Raw genomic sequence first — 26,091 nt, 5'->3', positions numbered from 1 at the left:
TCGCGCGGAGGTTGATGTTTGCTGTGCGCGGGGCTGACCGTCGCTTTACGATAGAAGAAGAGGTGCTGGATGCGAGTTGTTGCTGTTGGCTGCATGGCGTTGATGCTGGGGGTAGGCGCGGGAGTGATGGGGGCGCAGGGGTACTCGGCTGATAAGCCGCTAGGGGCGACGGCGCAGGCACCGCCGGCGTATCTGAAGCATGCGGGGATCGAGCAGAAGCTTGGGCAGACGCTGCCAATGGCGGCGACGTTTACGGACTCGACGGGAAAGACGGGGGCGCTTTCTACCTGGTACGACGGCAAGCCAGTGGTGATGGCGATGGTGTATTACAAGTGCGCGATGCTGTGCCCGCAGGTGCTGCATGGGCTGGCGACCGGGCTGAAAGCCACGACGCTGACTGCGGGCAAAGACTACGACGTGATGGTGTTCAGCATCGATCCGACGGACACACCGCAGGATGCTGTGGGGCAGAAACAGCAGTTTTTGAACGAGGCCGGGATGACCGGGCAGGCGGATGCTGTGCATTTTCTGACTGCGCCGAAGGCTTCGATCGATGCGTTGAGCGATGCTACGGGGTTTCACTTTGTGATGGTGCCGGGGCCGGATGGGAAGATGGACCAGTATGCTCATTCCAGCGTGATTATGTTCGCGACGCCGGATGGGAAGATGTCGAAGTACCTGGCTGGGGTGAGCTATGAGCCGCGCGACCTGCGGATGGCGCTGCTGGATGCGAGCGAGAAGAAGATCAGCAACCCGGTGGACCTACTGATCCTGTACTGCTGCAACTATAGCCCGACGGCGGGCAAGTACTCGGTGTCGGTGGTGCGGATACTGGGGATTGCGGGGATGGTGACGCTGCTGATCGTGATCGGGATGGTGTATCTGCTGACGCGAAAGCCGAAGGGACACGTGGCGTAGAGGAGCCTCCCCTAGTTCGGCTGCGCGAGCGGGAGTTCTATCTGGAAGCTGGTGGACATGCCGTCTGGAAGGTCGCCGCTTTCGACGTGGATGCGGCTGCTGTTCTTTTCGACGAGCTCGCACGTGCCCCAGAGGCCGGTGCCGAGTTCGGCTTTAGGCTGAGAGCGCCGGTCCATACCTAGCGTGTGTCGAGCGCACTGGCGAGCTTGACCTCGAGTTGAGCCGCGCTGGCTGACGAAGCTGACGGCGGACATGCAGCAGACCAGGACCCCGTAACGGAAGCGGTCGGCAAGTGTGAGCAGAGACGGGTCGAGGCTTTCGCAGAGGAAGTACCAGCGTGAGAGCAGGATGCTGCACATGCCGAACAACGTCGGCCCCAACCGCCCATGGAGCTGACAAGGCCATCACGATGAAGTAGAGCGACAGCTAGACGATTACCGGGATGCTGTGCGGTCAGTCTCCCGTGTCATTGGAGCGGGGGAGGCTGCGGAGCGCCGCGATCTGCGGATGAAGCAGCTTGTTAGTGATGGATTTGGTGAGGCGGTCGATGGCGGCGAGCTGGGCTTCGGAGAGCGGTTCGGCGGCAAGCTGCTGGCGGATGCGGGCGATCTCGGCCTGGCGGGTGGCTTCGGCTTCGGCGAGGAGCTGCTTGATGGATTCGGTGGCAGGGGCCTGGGAGAGACGTTCGGTGTAGCGGGCGACTTCGCTGGTGACGATGGACTCGGCGGCTTCGGCTTCCCTGCCCCGGCTGGCCTGGTTCTGCATGGTGACGCGCTGGAGGTCGTCGATGTCGTAGACGAAGCAGCCTTCGACTTTGTTGACTTCGGGGGCGACGTCGCGCGGGACGGCGATGTCGATGAAGAAGACGGGACGGTTGCGGCGGCGCTGCTGCAGCGAGCGGGCGTGATCGGGGTTGAAGACCTGTCCGGCGCCAGTGGAGGTGATGATGATGTCGGCGCGGTAGGATTCAGCGTGCAGGAGATCGAAGGGGATGACGCCGGTGGTGATAGCAGGTGTGCGCAGGGCGTCGGCGATCTTCTCGGCGCGGGCCTCCGTGCGGTTGGAGACGAGCAGCGTGGTGCAGCCCTGCTGGATGAGATGGCGCGCGGTCAGGTCGGACATTTTGCCGGCGCCGACGAGGAGGACGGTCTTGCCGGCGAGGGAGCCGAAGATCTCGCGGGCGAGCTCGGCGGCGACTGATGCGATGGAGATGGTGGAGCTGCCGATGCGAGTTTCAGTGCGGACACGCTTGGCGACGGAGAAGGCGCGCTGCAGGAGAGGGTCGAGCGTTGAACTGGCGGCGTCGGTGGAGCGAATCGCGCCGACCTCGCGGGCGATGGACCAGGATTGTTTGACCTGGCCGAGGATCTGGGCCTCGCCCACGACCATCGAGTCGAGCGAGCTGGCGACGCGGAAGAGATGGCGGATGGCTTCGCGCTCACGGAACTCGTAGAGGTGCGCCTGGATCTCGGTGGCGGGGATGTTGAGGTAGTTGTGGAGGAACTCTATGGGGCTGGGCGTGGCGCCGGGGTCGTGGACGGTGAGGAGCTCGACGCGGTTGCAGGTGGAGACGATGAGGGCTTCGCGGATGCCGGGCTGATGGGCGAGGGTACGCGTGGCGTCGGCGAGACGGGCGACGGGGATGGCGAGGCGCTCGCGCACGTCAATGGGCGCGGTGGTGTGGTTGACACCGAGGAGCAGCAGCTTCGCGTTGGACCTGGTCTCGGACATGAGTATTACGTTTGCGTTGCCTCCGGGCTGAAGCCCTTTTTATTTCTGCTCATGATGGCGGGACTGAACTCCCGCCCCTTCAAAAACGGCTAGGGAGTCCGGAAGCTGTGGACGGTGGAGAGCGAGTTGGCGGCCCAGACGGCGAGCACGACGAGGAAGACGAAGCTGGAGAGATAGACCGCGCGGCGTCCGCGGAGACCGCTGTGGCGGCGGATGAAGATCATGAGGACGTAAGCGACCCACATGGCGATGGAGAGCAGGACCTTGGGGTCGGCGAAGAAAGCAGGGCCCGTGGTTTCAAGCGCGAGGACCGAGCCTATGAGCAAGCCGGCGGTCATGCAGGGCAGGCCGAAGCGCAGCGAGTTGAGGGCGATCTGGTCGAGGGTGTCGAGCGGCGGCAGCCAGGCGCGTATGCGCGCAGCATACTTGCTGGAGGACGGGCGTGGGACGCGCTTCTGCTTGAGGCGGCGCTCCTGCACGAGATAGAGCACGCTGGCGATGAGCGAGAGAAAGAGCGCGGCGTAGGCGATGAGCAGCAGCACGATATGCAGAATCAGCCAGCCGGTGCGGGCCTGGTCTCCGAACCGTGGGGAGACGAGGGTTTCGTGGCCGGGGTGGAAGGCTGGGACGATGGTAAGCAGGACCGCAATGGGCAGAAGAAAGATGCCGAAGGCGACGGTCTTGTAACGCGCGGCGAGGACGAGGAAGCCGGCGGCGAGGATGAGGCCGAGGAGCGAGAGGGTCTCGTGGGTGTCGACGGGGAGGGCGCGGTGGGCTGCGTAGAGGGTTTCAGTGATGGAGACGAAGTGGAAGAAGGCGCCGGCGAGCGCGGCGGGGAGAGCGATGTGGCGCCAGCGGGGGCGGTCATAGAGCGCGGCGGGCAGGACCGCAAGAGCGGCGATGCCGTAGAGAAAGACCGCGAGCCTGAGCCAGAGGAGTGCCATCGATATACGTTCGCGTAAAGAAAGGGCGCGAAATAACAGTATATCGCTGTGGCCGCTCAGGATGTCAGAGGGCGGATTTGCTGGCGTCGTAGGCCACGGACTGCTCGAGGTAGGACTGGAGCTTGGCTTCGATGAGGGAGAGCGGAAGGAGGCTGGGGCGGTCGATGATCTCGACGGTGAGTTTGCCGTCGGCGTGGGTGTAGGAGGCGGTGATGCCGTCCTTGGTGAGAGTGCCGGTGGGGCCGGTGAGATGGATGCCGTTGGCGCGGAGGCGCTCGGTGGCGGAGGCAAACTGAGAGTCGGACATGGGGACCTGAATCATTGAGGGACAGTGTACGGGGATTTGCGGTGGAGTGAGAAGTGACGGCCATTCTGTTCTTCGCTTGAACTAGTTTCTGACCAGATTTCATCGGGGCAGTGGGGTATTCTGAGCGTTGGTTGAGACACGCGAGGGCGATGGCTACAGAGACGAAGGAAGTGGGGAGCGAGAGCGGACTGACGCCGGCGATGCGTCAGTATTTCGCTGCGAAACAGGCGCATCCGGATGCCCTGCTCTTCTTTCGGATGGGCGATTTCTATGAGTTGTTCTATGACGATGCCCTGATTGCGGCGAAGGAGCTGCAGCTGACGCTGACCGCTCGCGACAAGGCCAAGAGCGTACCGATGTGTGGGGTGCCATACCATGCGGCGGGGACGTATCTGCAGAGGCTGCTGCGCAAGGGGTTTCGCGTGGCGATCTGCGAGCAGATGGAAGACCCCAAGCTCGCCAAGACCGTGGTGCGGCGCGAGGTGACGCGTGTGCTGACTCCGGGAACCGCGGTGGATGCGGCGCTGGATGCGAGCGAGAGCCAGTGGCTGGCGAGCGTGGCGGCGGTCGGAACGGCAACCGTGGGCGTGGCGGTGATCGATCTTTCGACGGGTGAGTTTCGTGCGACGGAGTTTGCGGGCGCAAGTGCCTGGGCGTTGGCGTTGGATGAGCTGGCGCGGATGCGGCCGGCGGAGATTCTGTTTGCGAAGGGTGCGGGGTTTGGTGGGACAAGCCAGAGTGTTCGGCAGGGAGTGCTGAAGGGAGCTGATGAGGCGGCTGCGCGCGAGGGTGAGGCGGTGATGGATGGGACACCCGATCTTTCGGGGGCTCGGACTGAAGTGGAAGAGTGGGTGTTCACCGAGGAGTATGCGGTGCCGCTGTTGCGGCAGCAGCTAAAGGTGCACTCGCTGGATGGGATGAGGTTGACGGGTCATGGCGCGGCGGCAGTGGCTGCGGGTGCGGTGGTGCATTATCTGCGCGCGACAAAGCAGGGGGCGCTGGAGCACCTGGACGGGCTGCGGTACTACGAGCGGCGCGACTGCCTAGAACTGGATGCGGTGAGTGTGCGGAACCTGGAACTGGTGGAGCCGCTGTTCAGCGCAGAGGGGCCTCAGACAACGTTGTTCTGGACGCTGGATGCGTGCTGCACTCCGATGGGTAAACGGATGCTGCGCGCGCAGTTGTTGCGGCCGATGCAGTCGCTGGAGGCGATCAATGCGCGGCTGGATGCGGTTGCGCTGGCTGCGGCAGATATTCGGCGACGCGAAGGTGTGCGGCGGGCGATGGATGGTGTGCTGGACCTGGAGCGTCTGCTGGGGCGTGTGGCGATGGAGACGGCTGGGCCGCGTGAGGTGGTGTCGCTGGGTGTGACGCTGGCGCGGCTGCCGGGGCTGCGGAAGGCTGTCGCGGAGTTTACCAAAGATGGCGGGCGGTGGGCGGAGCTGGATGCGGCGTTCGATGCGCTGGAAGACTTGCAGGAGATGGTTGCGCGGACACTGGTGGAAGAGCCTCCTGTTTCGCTGAGCGATGGTGGCGCGGTGCGCGCGGGTGTGGATGCGGAGCTGGATGAGCTGCGCGGGCTCTCGTCTTCAGGAAGGCAGCGGATTGCGGCGATTGAAGAGCGAGAGCGTGAACGGACAGGAATCACGTCGCTAAAGGTGCGGTTCAACAGCGTGTTTGGCTACTACCTTGAGGTGACAAAGGCGAATGCGAAGGCCGTTCCCGCCGACTATGAGCGCAAGCAGACACTGGTGAATGCGGAGCGGTTTACGACTCCGGAGCTGAAGGAGCTGGAGACGAAGATTCTGACGGCGCAGGAGCGCAGCGGCGAGATTGAACGGCGGATCTTTGGGGAGCTGCGGCAGCAACTGCTGACACATGCTGCTCGGGTGCGGGAGACGTCGCGGCAGGTGGCGGAGATTGATCTGCTGGCGAACTTCGCGCACATGGCTGCGCTGCGTGGATGGACTCGGCCGACGGTGGATGCGAGTGGTGTGCTGGAGTTTGTAGCGGCGCGGCATCCGGTTGTGGAGCGGAGGCTGGAGGAGCAGGGTGCGGGGCGGTTCGTGCCGAACTCGCTGAGTTTGTGTGGTAGAGATGACGAGGGCAGAGAGCCTTCCCTGCTGCTGATTACCGGGCCGAATATGGGCGGTAAGAGCACGTATCTGCGGCAGGCGGCGCTGCTGACGATCATGGCGCAGTGCGGGTGTTTTGTGCCGGCGGAGCGGATGCGGCTGGGTGTTGTCGACCGGATTTATACGCGGATTGGTGCGAGCGATAATGTGGCTCGCGGCCGGTCGACGTTCATGGTGGAGATGACGGAGACGGCTGCGATTTTGAATACGGCGACGGCGCGTTCGCTGGTGCTGCTGGATGAGATGGGGCGTGGGACGGCTACGTATGATGGGCTGTCGCTGGCGTGGGCGACGGTGGAACATCTGCATGATGCTGTTGGGGCGCGGACGCTGTTTGCGACGCACTATCATGAGCTGACGCTGCTGGCCGAGCAGCTGCTGCGGTTGAGGAACGTGCGTGTAACGGTAAAGGAAAACGCGAGCGGGATCGTGTTTCTGCATACAGTGGAGGCCGGGGCGGCGAACAAGAGTTATGGCATCGAGGTAGCGCGGCTAGCGGGGTTACCGCAGGCGGTAATTGAGCGAGCCCGCGCGGTGCTGAAGGTGCATGAGAAGGCCGAGACGCAGCAGGTGCGTGAGGCTGTTCCGGAGAAGGCGAGTTTGCAGATGACGATGTTTACGCCACTGTCGCAGCGGATTGTGGATCGGATTGAAGAGGTCGATGTGGATGGGTTGACTCCGCGGGAGGCGTTGCAGTTGCTGGCGGAGTTGCAGCGCGAGTTGAAGGGAGATGTAGCTTGATGGACGTTGCGAAGACGCCGAGCTCGGCGAAGGCGATGATCGTGGCCGGGGTGATGAGCGGGACCTCGGCGGATGGAGTGGATGTGGCGATCTGCCGCGTGTCGGTGGGACGCAATGGGGTGGCTCCAGTGAAGGTGCTGGGACACAGCAGGTTTGCGTATGGCAAGAAGCTGCGCGCGATGGTGCTGGCGGCGGCAGGCGGCACGAAGATGAGTGCGGCGAAGCTGGCGCAGTTGAGCTGGAAGCTCGGCGAAGAGTATGCCGCGTGCGTGGAGAAGGCGGCGAAGGAACATAAGCTGAAGCCGGAACTGGTGGCCGTGCATGGACAGACGATTCTGCATGATGCCGATGAGGGGATGACGTGGCAGATTGGCGAGGCCGCGGTGATCGCTGAGCGGCTGCGGCTGCCGGTGGTGAGTGATTTCCGTCCTGCGGATATGGCTGCGGGTGGGCAGGGTGCGCCGCTGGTGCCGATGCTGGACTGGTATCTGTTTCGGCATGAGACGAAGAACCGGCTGCTGCTGAACCTGGGCGGGATTGCGAATGTGACGGCGCTGCCTGCGGGCGGGTGTGTTGACGATGCAATGGCGTTCGATACGGGGCCGGCGAACATGGTGATCGATGCGGTGATGCAGCGGCTGTATAAGCGCGAGTATGACGGCAGCGGGAGAACGGCGGCTCGGGGCAAGGTGCTGGAGGATGTGGTGCGGAAGATGCGCGCGACGAAGTACTTCAACGCGAAGCCGCCGAAGTCTTGCGGGCGTGAGGAGTTTGGTGAGGCGTTCGTCGACAAGCTGATCGCGCTTTGCGAGAAGGCCGATGCGGAGAAAGAAGACATTGTGGCTACAGCGACTGCGTTGACGGTGGAGACGATTGTCGATGCGTACAGCAAATTTTGCTGGCCACATCTAGGACAGGTCGCTCCGGGAGCGAAGGCTACGGAGATGTTTGTTGCGGGTGGTGGCGCGAAGAACAAGACGCTGATGCGTGGACTAGCGGAGAAGTTTGGCGCGCTGGGTGTGAAGGTGGCGACGACGGAGAGTGCTGGGCTGGCTGTCGAAGCGAAGGAGGCCGCGGCGTTTGCTTTGCTGGGGTGGCTGACGTGGCATGGGTTGCCGGGGAATGTCCCGAGTGCTACGGGGGCGAAGCGGGCTGTGGTGCTGGGGAAGGTTTCGTATGGAGGGTGAGCGTCAAAGAACGTGCGCTCGCTGTGCGAGCGAGAAGCAGGTTCCTCGCTGCGCTCGGAATGGAAGAAAGAAAAGCAAAGGCGCAGCCGCCGTAGTCGCCGTTCTGCTTTTTACCCTTACGTCCTGCAAAAGCCCTATCTACGGTGCTCATCGTGGATGGGGGCAAGAAGAGTCGACAGTACGGTTTTTGATTGAGAGTTCGCCGAACAGTTTGGATCTGCGGCAGGGGACGGATTCGCAGAGTGAGCGGATTGGTGAGCTTATCTATGACCCGCTGGTGCGGAAGGATGACCACTTTAATCTGAAGCCGTGGCTGGCGACGAGTTGGAATCGTCCTGATCCGCTGACGTGGGTGTTTCATCTGCGCGCGGGGGTGCGGTTCCATGATGGCAAACCGATGACTGCGGAGGATGTGGCTTGGTCCATTCGGAGCATGACGAATGGGGCGATCCTGACCGCGAAGGGTGGAGCGTTTGCAGATGTGATCGCGGTGAGCGTGCGCGATCCGTTGACGGTGGTGGTCAAGACGAGCAAGCCGGATGAGAGCCTGCTGTTCAACTTGAGCGATGGACTGTTTGGCGTGGTGGAGAATGGCGCCGGGTCGAATGAGGGGCTGCATCCGGTGGGGACGGGGCCGTTCAGGTTTGTGGAGCAGGTGCAGGACAAGGAGGTTGTGATTGAGCGTAACCCTGCGTACTGGGCGGGTGCGCCTAAGATTGAGCGGGTGCGGTTTGAGGTGACTCCGGACAACATTACGGTGGCGCTGGAGATGCGCAAGGGTTCGGCGGATGTAGAAAGCAATGTGCTGACGCAGGACATGGTGCATGCGCTGCGCGGGGTGCCGGGGGTGGTGGTGGAGACGGGGCCGGGGGCTCGGGTGGATTACGCGACGTTCAATGTGACCGACCCGGCGCTGCGCGACAAGCGTGTGCGGCAGGCGATTGCTTGTGCCATCGATAGAGATGCGCTGATTGCCGCGTTGTGGCGCGGGCGCGCGGAGAAAGCCGAGACGCTGCTGCCGCGTGGGCACTGGGCGGCGGCGGGGGACGATCAGCTGCCTCAGTATCCGCATGATGTGGAGCGGGCGAAGCAGTTGCTGGATGCGGCGGGGTTGAAGCCGGACAAGGATGGCGTGCGGTTGCGGTTTACGCTGAAGACCTCAACCGATGAGACGACGCGGCTGGAGGCACAGGCGATCCAGGCGCAACTGGCGCAGGCGGGGATCGCGCTGTCGCTACGGCCGGCTGAGTTTGGGACGTTCTACTCCGACATTACGAAGGGCGCGTTCCAGATGTATATGCTGCGGTGGATCGGGTCGAATGAGGACCCGGACATCTTTCGGTATACGAGCGCGACGGCGAGCTTTCCGCCGAAGGGAGCGAACCGCGGTCGGTTCAGCGATGCTCGCGTGGATGCGCTGCTGAAGCAGGCTGGCGAAGAGACGGATGAAGCGGTGCGGCGGCGCGAGTATGTGCAGGTGCAGCAGATCCTCGCGGATGAGCTGCCGACGATTCCGCTGTGGTATCCGGACAACGTGGTGGTGCATTCGAAGCGGCTGACGGGTGTGACGCTGAATCCGGGTGGCAACTTCGATTTCCTACGGACGGCGGAGCTGGCACCCTAGTCCCTCCCCCCGGGTACTTTTCGATCCAAAATCCTGATGGATAGCGAGTTAGGGGCGGACTTGTGAAGGTCTGATCGAAGGCTTGTTGGAACAGGCTCGCGCCTTCGGCGCATCGCTACTAAAAATGCGGGGGTTTCTCCGCTCCGCATCGCGATAAAGCCACGATGCTCCGGTCGAAATGACAGAGTTTTTGGGTGACAAGAGTTTTTGGGCAAAGCCCACAGCACTCTGTATGCAGCTCTCTGTATTAAGTATAGAGAGTTCGTGCGGAGAAAGTGCTGTTCCTTTGGTGCAGTTGCGGAGGCTGCCGGGCCATAGGGGGTTGACAGCGTTTTGGGAGGCTCTGATTCAGTGTGCGAGCGTCCCTCCGCGGCTGAAGCCGCACTGATTCCGAGGCCTTACGGCTGTGGGTCCATAAGTTTGCGGGTGAGGTAGATGTAGGTTTCGGCGTAGGTGCGGGCCTCTTCGTTGAGGTCGGCGCCGGCGCCGTGGCCGCCTTCGGTGATCTCGTGATAGAGGAAGGGCTCGTGGAATTCCTCCATCTTGGCGGCGAACTTGCGCGCGTGTTGCGGGCCGACGCGGTCGTCCTTGGTGGTGGTCCAGATGAAGGGTTCGGGGTACTTCACGCCGGGCTTGAGCTGGTTGTAGGGTGAGATTTTGGCGAGGAAGGCGCGCTCTTCGGGAACATCGACTGAGCCGTACTCGCCGACCCAACTGGCGCCGGCGGCGATCTTTTCGAAGCGGAGCATGTCGAGGAGTGGCACCTCGATGACGACAGCGTGCCAAAGGTCGGGGCGCTGGGTCATCTCGACGCCCATGAGGAGGCCGCCGTTGGAGCCGCCCATGATGCCGAGGTGCGGAGTGCTGGTGATCTTGCGTGCGATGAGGTCTTCGCCGACGGATGCGAAGTCGTCGTAGATGCGCTGGCGGTGGGTCTTGAGGCCTGCCTCGTGCCAGGCGGGACCGAACTCGCCGCCGCCGCGGATGTTGGCGAGGACGTAGACGCCGCCGTGCTCAAGCCATAGCTTGCCGAGGTAGCCGGAGTAGGTGGGCGTTTCGGAGACCTCGAAGCCACCGTAGGCATAGAGCAGCGTAGGGTTCTGGCCGTTGTAGACGATGTCCTTGCGATGGACTACGAAGTAGGGGACCTTGGTGCCATCTTTGGAGGTGGCTTCGAGCTGCTCGACGACATCTTTTGAAGCGTCGAACTGCGCGGGCTGAGTCTTGATCTGTTTGATGTCGCCCTTGGAGGCGTCGCCGAGCCAGAGTGACGACGGTGTGAGGAAGCCGGTAACGGCAAGGACGAAGTCGTCGTTCTTGTCGTCGGCGGAGACGATACCGACAGTGACGTTTTCGGGCAAGGTGAGCGGCTTCTTCGACCAACCTTTCTTCGTGGGCGTGTAGACGTAGGCGCGGCCACGGACGTGGTCGAGGGTGGTGAGAATGAGGTGCGATTGCGTGGTGCTGGTGCCCTGCAGGAACTCCTGCGATGTGGGCGCGAAGATGATGGTGGGTTTGAGATGCGCGGGGTCGGCAAGGACGTCTGCGAGGTTGAGTTGCAGGAGCGAGCCCTGGGTGTAAGTGGTCTTGCTACCGGCGGGGGTCCAGTCCTGGCGGATCTCGAGGAGGAGACGGCCGTCGAGGAGGCCGTCGATGCCGGACTTTTTTGGGATGGCGAGTTGCGCGATCTTGCCGTCGGGGGTGTAGAGGTAGTCCTCGCTCTCAAAGAAGGTGACGCCGCGATGCAGGAGCGTGATGGAGTGACCCTGAGCGTCGTGGAGCGTGTAGGCGGAGTCGCTGATGTCCGTTGGGCGGCCGCGGAAGATCTCGGTGGCGGAGTCGAGCGGTGTGCCGCGCTTCCAGAGCTTGATGATGTACGGGTAGCCGGAGGCGGTCATGCTGTCGGGGCCCCAGTCGCGGGAGACGAGGAGCGTGTCCTTGTCGAGCCAATCGACGTCCTGCTTGCTGTGCGGGAGCACGAAGCCGCCATCGACGAAGTTGCCGGTGTGGAGATCGAACTCGCGGAGTGTGGCGGCGTCCTCACCGCCGGCGGAGAGCTCGACCATGCAGAGGCCGTCGCCGGGATAGAGGCAGTCGAGGCCGTGATTGACCCAGCTGACGTTCTCTTTTTTGCCGAGGGCATCGAAGTCGATGACAGTGTGCCAGTCGGGCTGCGGCGCGAGATAGTCCGTGAGAGAGGTCTTGCGGAGGATGCCGTGGGTGTGGGCGGCGTCGCGCCAGAGGTTGTAGACCTCGTCGCGACGCAGGCCTGGGATGGCGAGACGGTTGGGATCTTCGGCGATCTTGAGGGCGGCGGCGGCGTAGGCGGCGAAGCGAGGGTCAGCTTCGAAGACCTTCGCTGTGGCCGCGTTGTGCTCCTTGACCCAGGCCATGGCGCGGTCGCCGTGAGCGTCTTCCAGCCAGATGTACTTGTCGTTTGTCGTCGAGTCAGGGGTGGCGGATTCAACCTGCTGGGCGCGGACGGCAAGGCTGCCGGCTATGGCGAGAAGGGCGAAGACGGCGAACGAACGTGGGTGCAGCAGGCGCATGGAGCCTCCAAAGAGTGAGGAGCGAATCGAAGCCCAGTGTAGACGGAAGGCGAATCGCAGTAAACGCGAGCCGTTTATCGGGCGAGAAGGAGGGCGTAGCAGGAGGGCTTAGTAGCGCAGTGCAAGGTGCCAGGACAGATGCGAATGTGTTCGCAATTTTCTGGAAACAGCGCCCGTTTGCCGCCACGCGGCCTTCTATAGGCAACACATCGCGCAGCGCAGTGTTACCCCAGGGATTCGTGACGATTGGAAACAATATCGTGCCCACAGGTGCTGTGCTGGAATGCTCAGACACAAGGTGCAGGTGGTGAAAGAGTTAAAGAGGATTGATTCCGGTGGATTCAACCACTGCTATTCGCGCCCAGGCGCCCTTTGCTTAGACCGGAAAGTCGATTTCCTTCAATGGCCGTAATCAAGACGGTCTCACGAGAACCAAGGGAGAATGTAATGTCCACGATGAACTCAGTTGTTGCTGTGTACGATAGCCACCAACAGACGGAGGCAGCCATTAAGGAACTGCAAGAGGCAGGCGTCGATATGAAGAGTCTGTCGATTGCCGGCAAAGATACTCACACAGACGAGCATGTCGTCGGCTACTACAACGCCGGGGACCGAATGAAGTACTGGGGCAAGATGGGTGCGTTCTGGGGAGGATTCTGGGGCCTGTTGTTCGGAGCGGCGATATTTGCCATACCCGGATTCGGACCCGTCCTCGTTGCTGGGCCATTGGTCGCCTGGATTGTCGCCGGACTTGAGGGCGCGGTTGTTGTAGGTGGCGTCAGCGCCGTTGGTGCAGGACTCTTCAGCATCGGCATTCCCAAGGACAGCGTTATCAAATATGAGGTTGCGCTGAAGACCGACAAGTTCCTGCTCATAGTGCATGGCACTCCCGAAGCGGTAGATGCGGCGAAGCACATTATCGAAGGAACCGAGCATCACTCGTACACCGTGCACGAAGACCTGGTTTCGGCGTAATCGAAGTGTACGAAACACGTGCCGTCGTCTGGGGCCTGAATTGACGGAAAGGCCCCAACGATGGGCACATTGAGTAGAAGGCTGATCTAAATGCGGACAAACGGCTCATTTCCAACTCTGATATTCATTGTGATTGCAGGTATAGGCGCAGCTCTTGGCTTTAGTCTGCACGCGGCAGGGTACGAATATCTTGCATTTATCGTCTTCGGTATGGCCATATTCGTGGCTGCGGTTATCTCATCTGCCATCCGAGTGGCCGACCAATGGAGCAAAGCTGTTGTTTTGAGGCTTGGAAAGTTTCGTGCTTTGCGGGGGCCCGGACTCTTCTTCATCATTCCACTCATCGACACGATTCCCTACTGGATCGATACCCGCGTCCTCACCAGTTCTTTCAAAGCGGAAAAGACCCTCACGAAAGATACCGTTCCAGTGGATGTCGATGCGGTGCTGTTCTGGAAGATCGTAGATCCGGAGAAGGCGGCACTCGCTGTCGCGGACTACCAGAGCGCGATCGGATGGGCATCTCAGACGGCCCTCCGGGATGTGATCGGCAAGACGATGCTTTCGGACATGCTGGAAGGACGCGACAAGATCAGCGCCGTGCTCCAGACCATCATTGATGCGCGGACCCAACCGTGGGGGATTAGTGTGCAGTCGGTCGAAGTGAAGGATGTCTTGATTCCCGCATCGCTAGAAGACGCTATGTCAATGCAGGCTCAAGCCGAACGAGAGCGTCAGGCTCGGGTCATCCTTGGCGAGTCGGAGCTGCAGATTGCGGAAAAATTCGGAGAGGCAGCCAAGACTTACGCTAATAATCCGGTTGCGCTCCATCTGCGTGCAATGAACATGCTGTACGAAGGACTAAAGACGAATTCGACCATTGTCATTGTTCCAAGTTCTGCAATCGAGACTATGCAACTAGGTGGGCTTGCCGGCCTTACTGCCCTGACGATGGGACTTGGGCCAGAGAAGACGATCGAGGAAGCGAGTAGCGATCCAGCAGGCGATAGCACACCCACACAAGCACCCATCGTCGCAGCATTACCGGCATCCTCTTGAGAGTCACGGCAGCCAGTATGAGCTGGCATCCACACATGTCAAGGGTCGAGTGAAAAAGCCGCTCCCAATCACGACGCTGTTTGTGGATGTAGGCGGGGTATTGCTCACCAACGGATGGGACCATCTTGCGCGCAAACGCGCAGCGAAACACTTCAAGCTGAATTGGACGGAGATGGATGAACGTCATCGTCTCGTCTTCGAGACCCATGAAGAGGGCAAGCTCTCGTTTGATGAGTATCTGGGATGGGTGGTGTTCTTTGAGAAGCGGACGTTTACCCGGAGCCAGTTTCGTAACTTCATGTTTGCGCAGTCGAAGCCGCATCCAAAGATGCTTGAACTTGTGACGGAGCTCAAAATCCAGCACGGACTGAAGATCGTCGTCATTAGCAATGAGTCGCGGGGGGTCAATGCGTATCGCATTCGCGCCTTCAGGCTCGACCAGCTTGTAGATACTTTCATCTCTTCCTGTTTTGTTGGAATGCGGAAGCCCGACGTTGAGATCTTCCGGCTAGCTCTCGACCTTGCCCAGACCGCCCCAGCACACGCAGTCTTCATCGACAACACGCCGATGTTCGTGCAGATCGCAGAGCGCCTGGGGATGCGAAGCATTCTTCATGTCGATTATGAGTCCACTCGTGCAAAACTAACTTCGCTCGGGTTGCAGACGAGCGACGCAACCTAGCCGTGTCACCCGTTGGAAAAGGAGATTGAGAAATGCCGACCAACATACTCACGACCGAAAACCTGCTTCATGAAACGCCCGATGCAATCGCCAAAGAGGAGTCGCTGAAGGGTGGCGCGACGCTCACTCCGGACCTGCTTCGCCGGATGAACGCCTATTGGCGGGCAGCCAACTACGTTTCTGTCGGCCAAATCTATCTCTACGAGAATCCTCTCCTGAAAGAGCCGCTGAAGCTCGAACACATCAAGCCGTTGGTTGTCTCCCATTGGGGGACAACGCCGGGGCAGAACTTCATCTACGTGCATCTGAATCGGATCATCAAGAAGTACGACTTGAATATGTTTTACGTCGCTGGTCCCGGCCATGGTGGCCCCGCGATTGTGGGCAACGTGTATCTCGAGGGCACCTGGAGCGAGGTATATCCGAATGTCACCCAAGACGAAGCGGGGTTGAAAAAGCTTTTCAAACAGTTCTCCTTCCCAGGCGGCATCTCCAGCCACGTTGCACCGACTACGCCTGGATCGATTCATGAGGGCGGTGAGCTAGGTTATTCGCTTAGTCATGCTTTTGGGGCAGCATTCGACAACCCGGACCTGGTTGTTGCGTGCGTGATAGGGGACGGCGAAGCAGAAACGGCGTCGTTGGCGACCTCATGGCAGTCCAATAAGTTTCTCGACCCCAGGACCGATGGGGCGGTGCTGCCGATCCTGCACCTCAATGGTTACAAGATCAGTAATCCGACGGTGCTGGCTCGCATTGAGCACGAGGAACTGAACCAATTCCTGAGAGGCTGCGGGTGGACGCCATACTTCGTAGAAGGCGATGAGCCGGAGAAGATGCATGAACTCATGGCCGCTACCATCGACAAAGCTATTGAGGATATCCATCGCTTCCAAAGCAATGCGCGTACCGGTAACGATACGACCCGGCCTCGCTGGCCGATGATCGTGTTTAAGTCACCGAAGGGCTGGACGGGACCGAAGGTCGTCGATGGATTACAGATTGAGGGAACATTCAGATCGCATCAGGTGCCGCTGCTCGTCGATCCTCAGCATCCGGATCATGTAAAGCTTTTGGAAGCCTGGATGAAGAGTTATAAGCCTCAGGAACTCTTTGATAAAGATGGCCGCCTTATTGCAGAACTGGCAGAGTTGGCTCCCAAGGGCAACCGCCGCATGGGAGCCAATCCCCATGCCAATGGCGGCATTCTGCTCCACGATCTCGACATGCCCGATTTTCACGATCATGCTGTAACTGTGAATTCTCCGGGCGCGGTGGAGGTTGAGGATACGCTCGTGCTGGGTTCGTTCCTTCGGGATGTTGCCAAGCTGAATCAGGACAAACGAAACTTTCGCGTATTTGGTCCCGATGAAACGGTCTCGAATCTTCTCCAGGCCGTCTTTGAGGTCACCAACCGTCAATGGGATGCGCGTGCGTTCAGGAATGACGAGTTCCTCGCACCGGAGGGCCGCGTGTTGGATTCGATGTTGAGCGAGAACCAGTGCGAGGGTTGGCTGGAGGGCTATCTTCTGACCGGCAGACACGGTCTGTTCAACAGTTATGAGGCGTTCATTCGCATCGTCGACTCGATGTTCAGCCAACATGCGAAGTGGCTTAAGGTGTGCCGGGAACTGCCTTGGCGACGGGACATTTCGTCACTGAATTATCTGCTGGCTTCGCATGTCTGGCAGCAGGACCATAACGGATTCACTCACCAGGACCCCGGCTTCCTCGACCATGTCATCAACAAGAAGGCCGACATCGTGCGCTGCTACCTTCCTGCCGACGCCAACTGTCTCCTATCTGTCTTCGATCACTGCCTGCGCAGCCGGAACTATGTCAACGTGGTCGTCGCGGGAAAACATGCGCTTCCACAGTGGTTGACGATGGACCAAGCAGTCGTACATTGCACGGAGGGAGTTGGTATCTGGCAATGGGCCAGCAACGATCAGGAGAGCGAGCCTGACGTCGTTATGGCCTGTTGTGGAGACACGCCAACACTTGAGATCCTCGCTGCAGTCTCCATTCTTCGCGAACATCTGCCGACGTTGAAAATTCGTGTCGTCAATGTCGTCGATCTCATGAAGCTGCAACCGAGCACCGAGCATCCCCACGGCTTGACGGAGCTGGCCTATGATTCGCTCTTCACCAAAGACAAACACATCATCTTCGGATTTCACGGTTATCCATGGCTGATCCATCGGCTCACCTACGCCCGGACCAACCGCAACCTGCATGTGCGTGGCTACAAGGAAGAAGGAACGATTACAACCCCCTTCGACATGCGTGTTCAAAATGACCTGGATCGTTTCCATCTCGTGATGGACGTGGTCGACCGAGTACCGAATCTAGGCTCCAAGGGCGACTACTTGAAACAACAGATGCAGGACAAGCTCATTAAGCACAAACACTACATCGACGCTCATGGCCAGGATATGCCGGAGATCCAGAACTGGAAATGGAGCGCCACACAGTGAACACGCAGATCCTTGAAGCAACCGCCAAGTTGATGGTCGCCGATGGCAAAGGACTGCTGGCGATCGACGAAAGCACCGGAACCTGCAATAAGCGGTTTGCCAAATGGCAGATTCCACAAACCGCGGAGGCTCACCGGCAATACCGAGAATTGATTGTCAATACGCCGGGGTTGCACGAGTCAATCAGCGGCGCAATCCTCTACGACGAAACGATTCGGCAGAAGAAGGACGATGGCGCTCCTTTTGCTAGGGCCCTCGCTGCAATCGGAATCATTCCAGGCATCAAAGTCGACCTCGGAGCCAAAGAGATGGCGTCCTTTCCAGGCGAAAAGGTTACGGAAGGTTTGGACGGCTTGCGCGCTCGTCTAACGGAATATCTGGAGATGGGCGCACGTTTCGCGAAGTGGCGAGCGGTTTTCGCTATCGGCGATGGGATTCCGAGCCACGGGTGCATCGAGGCGAATGCACACGCACTCGCCCGCTATGCCGGGTTGTGTCAGGAGGCAGGCCTTGTTCCGGTCGTGGAACCGGAGGTCTTGATGGAGGGAGACCACACTCTGGAGGTTTGCTCCGAAGTAACCGAGAGAGTTCTACGAACTGTGTTCCGAGAGCTTTACTCGCAACGGGTTAAGCTTGAGGGAATGATCCTGAAGCCTAACATGGTGCTTCCCGGTCTGACTTGTCCGAGACAAAACACGGTCGAGGAAGTAGCCGATGCAACCGTAGGCTGTTTGTTGCGCTCGGTTCCTGCCGCCGTTCCTGGAGTGGTCTTCTTGTCGGGCGGCCAATCCGGCGAACTTGCTTCGGTCCGTCTCAATGCGATGAACGTCCGATACAAGTCGCGCCTTCTGTGGGAGTTGTCGTTCTCCTTCGGTCGGGCCATTCAGGAACCGGCTTTGGAAATCTGGCATGGCGAACAGGCAAATGTGATTCCGGCACAGGAAGCTATCTACCATCGCGCCAAGTGTGACCGGGCTGCTCACCTGGGCAAGTACGACGGGGCGGTAGAGGCGGATCATCGCGAGAGCGCTACGCATGATATGGCGACTAACGCCTACGCTGGGAGCGCGAAATGAAAACGCACATACGTCAGAAATTCATCGTCGGGAATTGGAAGATGCATACGACTGCCTTCGAAGCGGAGCAGTTAGCAAGGGGTATTATCGATGGCCTTGTCGTCGCCGACCATGTCACAGTCATTCTCTGTCCACCATTCCCCTATCTTGCTCTTGTCGGCGACATGCTTAAGGGTAGTCAGGTCGCCCTTGGTGCACAAAATATGTACCCACAAGCCGAGGGCGCGTTCACGGGAGAGGTTAGCCCAACGATGTTGCTCGATCTCAGTTGCGGATACGTTATTCTGGGACACAGCGAGGGCCGGCACAAGTTAGGCGAATCCGACGAATTTATCAACCAGAAAGTAGTGTGTACGCTGGCGGCAGGATTGGACGTAATCCTTTGCGTGGGCGAGACGCTGGAACAGCGCAAAAGTAAACAGACGGAGGCGGTGCTCGACCGTCAACTCTCGACGGGATTAGCTGGCGTTCCAAGCGAGGCTCTATCTCGTCTCAGCATCGCCTACGAACCGGTATGGGCGATCGGCAACGACGAACACCATGCCACTCCTCAACAGGCGCATGATGTGCATTTGCTTATCCGGCGAAAGCTTAGCCAAGTCTATGGAGAGACCCGGGCCCAAAAGATGACTGTTCAGTACGGAGGCAGCGTCGAACCGGAGAATGCGGCCGCATTCCTCGGTCAGCCAGGCATAGACGGTGTCCTCATCGGGGGGCGCCAGCCTGAAAGCCGATGAGTTTCTCGCAATCGCTCAAGCCGCCATAAGTGTAATTCATGCCGAAATGCAACCGGCATGAGAAACGCCTGCTCAATTCTCAACACGGATGCATCAGAACGAACCTAGCTTGCCAATCTAGAGCTTTGCGGATTTCAGGCGCAGTGCATTGACGATCACTGAAACGGAGCTGAAACTCATGGCCGCCGCGGCGATCATGGGGTTTAGGAGCAGTCCAAACGCTGGATATAAGACGCCTGCCGCTAACGGGACACCGAGGGCGTTGTAGAAGAAGGCAAAGAAGAGATTCTGGCGAATGTTATTCATTGTGAGGTGACTCAATCGGCGAGCCTTCACGATGCCCCGGAGGTCACCTTTTACCAGCGTGATCCCGCCTGTCTTCATGGCGACGTCCGTCCCTGTCCCCATCGCAATTCCGACATGCGCCTGTGCGAGGGCTGGAGCATCGTTGACTCCATCTCCCGCCATGGCGACAATTGCGCCGGCGTCCTGTAGCTTCTTCACAGCCGCTGCCTTTTTATCGGGCAGCACGTCGGCTTCGAAGTCGATGCCAAGCTTCCGTGCGACCGCTTCGGCAGTCGCATGGTTGTCACCCGTGACCATGACCACCTTGATGCCTTCGCGCTTCAACTGCTCGATGGCTTCGGCCGTTGAGTCTTTGATCGGATCGGCCACGGCAATCAGGCCTGCAAACTTTCCTCCCAGCGCGATATACATAACGGTACGACCCTCTTTCTGGAGGGCTTCGGCTTTGGTCCGCAATGGTTCAGGAGAAGCACCAAGATCGGTCATGAGTGCCGCATTTCCTATGGCAATCTGCTTGTCATTCAAGGTGCCCTTAACGCCTTTGCCCGTTACCGACTGAAAGCCTTCGATTGCAACTAGCTCAATGTTCTTTTCCTTGGCTGCCGCAAGGATCGCTGCGGCAAGAGGATGTTCGCTGGCCTTTTCAAGACTGGCTGCCGCTTGCAACAAGTCGGCATCTTTCACGCCTTCTGCCGCAATCAGTTCCGTCAGCTTCGGCTTGCCTTCAGTCAACGTGCCTGTCTTATCGACAACAAGCGTGTCTACCTTCTCCAGGATTTCGAGAGCCTCAGCATTGCTGATGAGGACGCCTTCTCCGGCGCCCCTGCCAGTGCCAACCATGATCGCCATGGGCGTTGCCAGACCAAGGGCGCAAGGACAAGCGATGATGAGTACGGCAACTGCATTGACCAGCGCATGAGCGTAGTGTGGCTGCGGCCCGTAGATTGCCCATACCGCAAAAGTAATCACTGCCGACACGAGGACCGCCGGCACAAAGTAAGAAGCCACCACGTCTGCAAGTCTTTGGATAGGAGCGCGGCTGCGCTGGGCCTCGCTCACCATTTTCACGATCTGAGCGAGCAAGGTGTCGGCCCCAACACGCTCCGTCTTCATGACGAAGCTGCCGGTGCCGTTGATCGTTCCTCCGGTGACCTTGGCGTCGACCGTCTTTTCAACCGGAATGGGTTCTCCGCTGACCATAGATTCATCGACGGAGCTGCTGCCTTCGATCACCACGCCGTCGACCGGGACTTTTTCGCCTGGCCGGACACGGAGCTTGTCGCCCACCTGAATAGCATTCAAGTCCACGTCCTGCTCCGTACCATCCTCGGCGATGCGGCGTGCTGTCTTCGGTGCAAGTCCGAGTAGCGCTTTGATTGCGCCGCTGGTCTGGCTCCGGGCCCTCAGCTCCAGAACCTGCCCGAGGAGAACGAGCACGGTGATGACGGCTGCCGCCTCAAAGTAGAGGCCGAGCTGACCCGACATATCTCGAAATGATCGGGGAAAGAGCTGTGGCAGCGATACTGCCACGACGCTGTAAAGGTAAGCCGACCCGGCACCAATCGAGATCAGCGTAAACATATTCAGGTTGCGGCTGATGATGGATGCCCAGCCTCGTTGAAAAAAAGGCCAGCCTCCCCAAAGCACGACGGGAGTCGCGATGGCGAACTCGAACCACCCGAGCAGTTGTCCTTTCAGAAGACGCTGCAGACCATGGGCAGGAAGAATATCCGAGACCATGATGGCTAACAGCGGCAGGGTTAATGCAGCACTCACCCAGAATCGGCGCGTCATGCTGTCGAGTTCGGGATTCGTCTCGTCGATGGTGACAGTCAAAGGTTCGAGCGTCATGCCGCAGATTGGGCAGTTGCCCGGCTCATTCCGCACGATCTGCGAATGCATTGGACAGGTGTAAGTTATCCTTTGATCAGCCATTCCTCATTATCCTCCCGATATTTCGATAACTTAGAGCGGCCCACATCATTGCGAATCGCCGTTGAGCGAGGCGAAATGAAGCATAACGATTGAATGCGGATTGACCACATAGGTAGAGCCCATTATCTCCGAACCTCTCTCTACCTCAGCGATATCATCCGGTGATCCGAGAGACGTGTCTATCATGCGAATCCATCGCGAAGACGATCCGGGTAGTGGCGGAATCTCGAACTCCAGTGCGTTCCAATAGGAGTTGATCGCGATGTAGCGCATGTTATTCAGTGCATGGTTATGGAATGACACGGCGATCGAGTGTGAGTCGGCTCCCCAATCGGGTTTGTCCAGCACCGTTCCGTGCCACTTGATGTGCGCATTGCTAAGGTAATCCTCAAGCGGGATAGCGTTGCCGCCCGCCCCCCGATCGAAGTGCTGGCGAAGGCGAATCAACTCCTGGACGAAGCGAAAGATCTCGGCATTGGTCTTGCACAGGTCCCAATCGAACCAGCTGACTTCATTGTCAAGACAGTACGCGTTGTTGTTGCCTTGCTGCGTGCGCCTTACCTCGTCGCCCATCAACAGCATCGGAGTACCGACCGAAAACAGTACCAGCGTGAAGAAGTTCTTGATCTGCCGGATGCGGAGGTGTTCCACAGCAGGGTTTGTAGAGGGACCTTCAGTACCGCAGTTCCAGCTCAAATTAGCGTTGGTTCCGTCGCTGTTCTGGCTCCTGTTTTGATCATTGTGCTTTGAGTTGAATGAGACCAAATCGTTGAGGGTGAAGCCATCGTGGCAGGTGATGTAGTTGATGCTTTGACCGGTGGGACGATGGCCACATTTGTAGATATCTGGACTGCCGATGATCCGGTTATGAAGCTTCCATGCAGTATTCGAATCGGCTTTCAAGAATCCTTTGACATCATCGCGATAGGCACCGTTCCATTCCTTCCACTTGTCCTGACCGAAGCTTCCTACCTGGTATAGCCCTCCGGAATCCCACGCCTCTGCAATGAGCTTTGTGCCGGCCAATACGGGGTCGGAGTCGATCTCCCAGATGATGGGTGCGTTGAGCTCGGGCTCTCCGGAATCGCTCCGAGAAAAGATGGAAGCAAGATCGAAACGGAACCCGTCTACGTGCATCTCTGAGACCCAATACTTCAGGCTATCGAGGATGAGCCGCTTTACTACGGAGTGGTTCGACTTGAGAGTATTCCCAGTCCCGGTGAAGTCCGCGTAGTGTGCGCGGTTGTCCTCAAGCATGTAATAGAAGGTATTTTCCAGCCCTCGGAAGCAAATTGTTGGACCACGCTCATCGCCTTCCGCAGTGTGGTTGTAGACCACATCGAGTATGACTTCGAGGCCAGCACGATGTAGCGCCTTCACCATAGTGCGAAACTCATCGAGACAGTCGACCGGATCATCGGTGTTGGTGCTGTACGCAAGGTGTGGAGCGAAGAAGGAGACTGGATCGTAACCCCAGTAGTTGGCCAGCCCAGACGGTGCGTCCGCAGAATCGAATTGGAATACAGGCAGTAGCTCAACGGCTGTAATGCCAAGAGATTGAAGATAAGGAATCTTCTCAACAACGCCCAGATACGTTCCTCGGTTGGCGGCGGCAACGCCGGATGATGTATGACGGGTAAAACCAGCGACATGCATCTCATAGATGACCGTGTCCCGGAAAAGACGGTTGATTGGCTTGTCGTCCTCCCAATCAAATAGCGAGAGATCTGCGACCACGCTCTTCATCGATGTCGAAGCATTGTCACCGGGCATACAGGCTGCAGCGCGGCTGTAACTCTGGCCGACCGAAACTCCTTTGCCGTAAGGATCGAGTAGGACTTTTTGAGGATCGAAGCGCTGACCCGCAGCAGGATCATGAGGACCATCCGCGCGGTACCCATACAGTTGTCCAGGCTTGATTCCGGGCAGAAAGATATGCCAGTAGTGTGAGGTGCGATTGCGCACCGGATCGAGGGTGATGGTGCGGGTGGCAGCGCGATCATCTGCGTGGTCGAACAGGACCAATTGCATGCCGCAGGCGCTTGCGGAGAGGATGCTGAAGTTCGTTCCGTCAGGGTAGACTGTTGCACCCAACGGGTAGGGGCGGCCTCTGTCGTCCGTTATGTCTCTCATCGCTGCCAGAGGATCTGCCCTGCTTCGAGGGGGACGAACGCACCGGTGTGCGATGGGACTAGGCGTGCCGTGTAGTCGGCGGCTGGGCGATTTGCCGGGCAACAAACCGAATAGACGATGGTGCCAGACGGCTCCGTCGAGGATTTGCAGGCAGGCAGGATCTCCGGTTTGTCCCCGCCCTCTCCAGCCGGGTCGGCATAGAGCTCCACTCTGAATTGATCCGGATGGAGTCCTCCGGAGACGACGGGGATATGGAACCGGTGTTGACCATCCTTTGTCTCAACGGTGACATTGCCGAAGCGGAGCGTGCTCCACTGCTCGGCGATACTGCGCTGCCACTGCAACAGACCGACGCCAGCGTTGCCATCGTTTGCGGCGCGTGCGTTGTATCCTGCGGCGGCTGGCAGGTAATGATCGTTTGTGTATTCACGGATTGCCCGGCTTGCCGAGAACTCAGGGGTAAGCGTCGCCATGCTTTCGCGGACGCGTGCAAGCCATCTGGAGGGCCGTCCTTGCTCATCCCGGTCGTAGAACTCGGGAACAACCTGCTGCTCCAGCAGCGTGTAGAGACTTTCCACTTCAGAGGCGTCCCAGGCAGCGTCTTCGCCATGTTCTCTACCGTCGCCGATGGCCCACCCGATCTCGGGGACATATGCCTCTGCCCACCAGCCGTCCAGCTCGGAAATGTTGAGCCCTCCATTGGCCAGAACTTTCATTCCACTTGTCCCACAGGCCTCCCACGGCCGCCGCGGTGTGTTGATCCAAAGGTCCATGCCTTTGACCAGTTCCTGCGCCATCTGCATGTCGTAGTCGCTGAGGAATACAACATGTTGACGAGCCTCAAAACGCTTGATGAAATCGTTCCACTGCTTGATGAGCGCCTGCCCCGGCACATCCTCGGGATGAGCCTTGCCGGCGAGGATCAATTGCACAGGGCGTCGCGAATCCGTGAGTAGACGTATGAGCCGCTCAGGATCGTAGAGCAAGAGATCGGGGCGCTTATAAGTTGCGAAGCGGCGCGCAAATCCAACCGTAAGGACATCGTCCTTGAAGATGTCCGCGACGTTCAAGTGAGAAGTGCCCTCGGTTGAGAGCTGACGCGCGTAGCGGTCACGTACCTGGGTGAGCATCGCTTTCCGCGCTCCAGTGCGCATGTGCCACAATTCGCTGTCGGTCAAGCGACGGACATCGTCCGCGAGTGGACGGTCGTCTCGCCAACGGTCCGCACCGCATGCCTTGGTCCAGAGGACATCCGCTTCGGCCGAATCCCAGGTTGGCACATGAATCCCGTTGGTGACAGAACCGACGGGGACTTCCGTCTGAGGCCATCGCGGGAAAAGAGGCTGAAATATCTGTCTACTTACCTCTCCGTGCAGTTTGCTGACGCCGCTGACCTGGCCACTGCCGCGAAGCGCAAGGTAGGCCATGTTCAAAGGCTCTGAGGCATCCTCAGGGTTCTGCCTTCCCAATGCGAGGAGCTCCTCCATGGAAATTGCGAGTTCGTCCTTTGCGTAGTGGCCGAGATATTTCCAGCAGAGTTCCGGGGCGAACCTGTCAAATCCTGCGGGGACAGCCGTATGGGTCGTGAACAAGTTTCCGGCCCTGGTGATGGTAAGCGCGACTTCAAACGAAACACGATGATCTGCCATGTAGTACCGGGCGCGTTCGAGCACAGCGAACGCCGCGTGGCCTTCGTTGAGGTGGCAAACTTCGGGATTCAGACCAAGCTCTCGGAGCAGACGCCAGCCGCCAATACCTAGAACGATCTCTTGTTTGAGCCGCATCTCGGCATCGCCGCCATATAACTCGCTCGTGATCCCGCGATGAGCAGCGGTATTGGCGAAGTCATTCGCGTCCAACAGAAAGAGCTTCGTTCTGCCGACAAGCGCCTGCCAGCAGCGCAGCCAGATCTTTGCGCCCGGTAGCTGAATCTGGATACGCAGCCACTCTCCGTTCGCACGCCGAAGGGGCTGAATGGGCAGTTGCCCCGGATCGTTGACGGGATAGAGCGCACGTTGATTACCGTCAACGTCGAAATCCTGCCGGAAGTAGCCCTGCCCCCACAGTAAGCCGACTCCGACGACCGGAACACCAAGGTCGCTCGCTGCCTTCATCTGGTCGCCCGCGACATTTCCCAGCCCGCCAGAGTAAATCGGCAGCGCTTCGGTCAGCAGGAACTCCATACTGAAATAGGCAATCGTTGAGAGCGCTACTCCGGGATGCGTCTTCTGAAACCACGCGTCAGCCGAGAAGGATTTGTGCTTGTGCTGCAGCAATGCGGACAAGAGCCCTTGAAAGTCAGGCGTCGCCAGAAGTGCGTTGATCTTGTCTTCTGAGACCGTTTGAAGGATCATCCAGGGGTTCTGCGTGGTCTGCCACAAATAACTGTCCAGAGCTTCCCAAAGCGCATCCGCCATATGGTTCCAGGACCAATGCAGGTTCAGCGCTAGCTCGTTCAGCTCGTCGATTCCCAAAGCCTGTGCTGGATTCTGCTGACTGGAAGTGCTGAAGTTTGAATCACTCACGTTATCTCCTCAAACTCTTGAGTCGTCATCGCCAATGCCGCAAGATGCAA

General features: G+C 59.2%; 18 protein-coding genes. 10 read left to right on the top strand and 8 right to left on the bottom strand.

Annotation, left to right across the window (positions count from 1 at the left end; translation table 11 throughout):
* Window positions 1-69: 69 nt before the first annotated feature.
* The gene (locus GOB94_RS15505; RefSeq protein ID WP_182276747.1) at window positions 70-918 is read left to right on the top strand and encodes an SCO family protein; all 849 of its coding nucleotides are present in this window, start codon (window positions 70-72) and stop codon (window positions 916-918) included.
* 11 nt (window positions 919-929) lie between these two features.
* On the opposite strand, the gene GOB94_RS15500 is transcribed toward GOB94_RS15505, so the two are convergent.
* The 4 genes from GOB94_RS15500 to GOB94_RS15485 form a co-directional block, all read right to left on the bottom strand.
* Entirely contained in the window at window positions 930-1,277 is a 348-nt protein-coding gene (locus GOB94_RS15500; protein WP_182276746.1) for a hypothetical protein, read from the bottom strand.
* A gap of 94 nt (window positions 1,278-1,371) precedes the next feature.
* Window positions 1,372-2,649 (bottom strand): glutamyl-tRNA reductase, encoded by a 1,278-nt coding sequence (gene hemA / locus GOB94_RS15495; RefSeq protein ID WP_182276745.1) that lies wholly within the window; start codon window positions 2,647-2,649, stop codon window positions 1,372-1,374.
* 89 nt (window positions 2,650-2,738) lie between these two features.
* The gene (gene ccsA / locus GOB94_RS15490) at window positions 2,739-3,593 is read right to left on the bottom strand and encodes a cytochrome c biogenesis protein CcsA (RefSeq protein WP_182276744.1); all 855 of its coding nucleotides are present in this window, start codon (window positions 3,591-3,593) and stop codon (window positions 2,739-2,741) included.
* Between the two features lie 64 nt (window positions 3,594-3,657).
* Window positions 3,658-3,900, bottom strand: a complete 243-nt coding sequence (locus GOB94_RS15485) for a hypothetical protein (protein ID WP_182276743.1) — start codon at window positions 3,898-3,900, stop codon at window positions 3,658-3,660.
* A 149-nt stretch (window positions 3,901-4,049) separates the two neighbouring features.
* Here GOB94_RS15485 and mutS point away from each other — a divergent pair, with 149 nt between their 5' ends.
* The 3 genes from mutS to GOB94_RS15470 all read left to right on the top strand — a co-directional run bounded on the left by mutS (window position 4,050) and on the right by GOB94_RS15470 (window position 9,587).
* Window positions 4,050-6,776, top strand: a complete 2,727-nt coding sequence (gene mutS / locus GOB94_RS15480) for a DNA mismatch repair protein MutS (protein WP_182276742.1) — start codon at window positions 4,050-4,052, stop codon at window positions 6,774-6,776.
* Window positions 6,776-7,963 carry an anhydro-N-acetylmuramic acid kinase gene (locus tag GOB94_RS15475; protein WP_255484051.1) on the top strand — a complete coding sequence of 396 codons (1,188 nt, stop codon included), beginning with the start codon at window positions 6,776-6,778 and terminating at the stop codon, window positions 7,961-7,963. The genes mutS and GOB94_RS15475 overlap by 1 nt, the downstream gene beginning before the upstream one ends.
* A gap of 187 nt (window positions 7,964-8,150) precedes the next feature.
* Window positions 8,151-9,587, top strand: coding sequence for an ABC transporter substrate-binding protein (locus GOB94_RS15470; protein ID WP_255484050.1), 1,437 nt, complete (start codon window positions 8,151-8,153; stop codon window positions 9,585-9,587).
* 398 nt (window positions 9,588-9,985) lie between these two features.
* On the opposite strand, the gene GOB94_RS15465 is transcribed toward GOB94_RS15470, so the two are convergent.
* Window positions 9,986-12,136 (bottom strand): prolyl oligopeptidase family serine peptidase, encoded by a 2,151-nt coding sequence (locus GOB94_RS15465; RefSeq protein ID WP_182276740.1) that lies wholly within the window; start codon window positions 12,134-12,136, stop codon window positions 9,986-9,988.
* A gap of 447 nt (window positions 12,137-12,583) precedes the next feature.
* On the opposite strand from GOB94_RS15465, the gene GOB94_RS15460 reads away from it, so the two are divergent.
* The 6 genes from GOB94_RS15460 to tpiA all read left to right on the top strand — a co-directional run bounded on the left by GOB94_RS15460 (window position 12,584) and on the right by tpiA (window position 19,142).
* On the top strand, window positions 12,584-13,111 hold the full coding sequence (locus GOB94_RS15460) for a general stress protein (RefSeq protein WP_182276739.1): 528 nt from the start codon (window positions 12,584-12,586) through the stop codon (window positions 13,109-13,111).
* Between the two features lie 90 nt (window positions 13,112-13,201).
* On the top strand, window positions 13,202-14,170 hold the full coding sequence (locus GOB94_RS15455) for a slipin family protein (protein WP_182276738.1): 969 nt from the start codon (window positions 13,202-13,204) through the stop codon (window positions 14,168-14,170).
* 49 nt (window positions 14,171-14,219) lie between these two features.
* A complete protein-coding gene (locus tag GOB94_RS15450; protein WP_182276737.1) occupies window positions 14,220-14,852 on the top strand; it encodes an HAD family phosphatase in 633 nt (210 codons plus the stop codon).
* Between the two features lie 32 nt (window positions 14,853-14,884).
* On the top strand, window positions 14,885-17,329 hold the full coding sequence (locus GOB94_RS15445) for a phosphoketolase family protein (protein ID WP_255484049.1): 2,445 nt from the start codon (window positions 14,885-14,887) through the stop codon (window positions 17,327-17,329).
* Window positions 17,326-18,405 carry a class I fructose-bisphosphate aldolase gene (locus tag GOB94_RS15440; protein ID WP_255484048.1) on the top strand — a complete coding sequence of 360 codons (1,080 nt, stop codon included), beginning with the start codon at window positions 17,326-17,328 and terminating at the stop codon, window positions 18,403-18,405. The genes GOB94_RS15445 and GOB94_RS15440 overlap by 4 nt, the downstream gene beginning before the upstream one ends.
* A complete protein-coding gene (gene tpiA, locus GOB94_RS15435) occupies window positions 18,402-19,142 on the top strand; it encodes a triose-phosphate isomerase (protein ID WP_220464947.1) in 741 nt (246 codons plus the stop codon). Before GOB94_RS15440 ends, tpiA begins: the two co-directional genes overlap by 4 nt.
* 117 nt (window positions 19,143-19,259) lie before the next feature.
* Here the strand turns inward: tpiA and GOB94_RS15430 are convergent, their stop codons facing one another.
* The 3 genes from GOB94_RS15430 to glgP form a co-directional block, all read right to left on the bottom strand.
* Window positions 19,260-21,350, bottom strand: coding sequence for a copper-translocating P-type ATPase (locus GOB94_RS15430; protein ID WP_220465041.1), 2,091 nt, complete (start codon window positions 21,348-21,350; stop codon window positions 19,260-19,262).
* A 78-nt stretch (window positions 21,351-21,428) separates the two neighbouring features.
* Entirely contained in the window at window positions 21,429-23,516 is a 2,088-nt protein-coding gene (gene glgX / locus GOB94_RS15425) for a glycogen debranching protein GlgX (RefSeq protein WP_182276734.1), read from the bottom strand.
* A complete protein-coding gene (glgP, locus tag GOB94_RS15420) occupies window positions 23,513-26,041 on the bottom strand; it encodes an alpha-glucan family phosphorylase (RefSeq protein WP_182276733.1) in 2,529 nt (842 codons plus the stop codon). Before glgP ends, glgX begins: the two co-directional genes overlap by 4 nt.
* Window positions 26,042-26,091 lie beyond the last annotated feature (50 nt).

The organism is Granulicella sp. 5B5 (assembly GCF_014083945.1).
In the GTDB taxonomy this organism is placed as follows: Bacteria; Acidobacteriota; Terriglobia; order Terriglobales; family Acidobacteriaceae; genus Granulicella.
The sequence above is the reverse complement of the archived record's forward strand: the minus strand, read 5'-3'. Positions and strand labels throughout refer to the sequence as shown.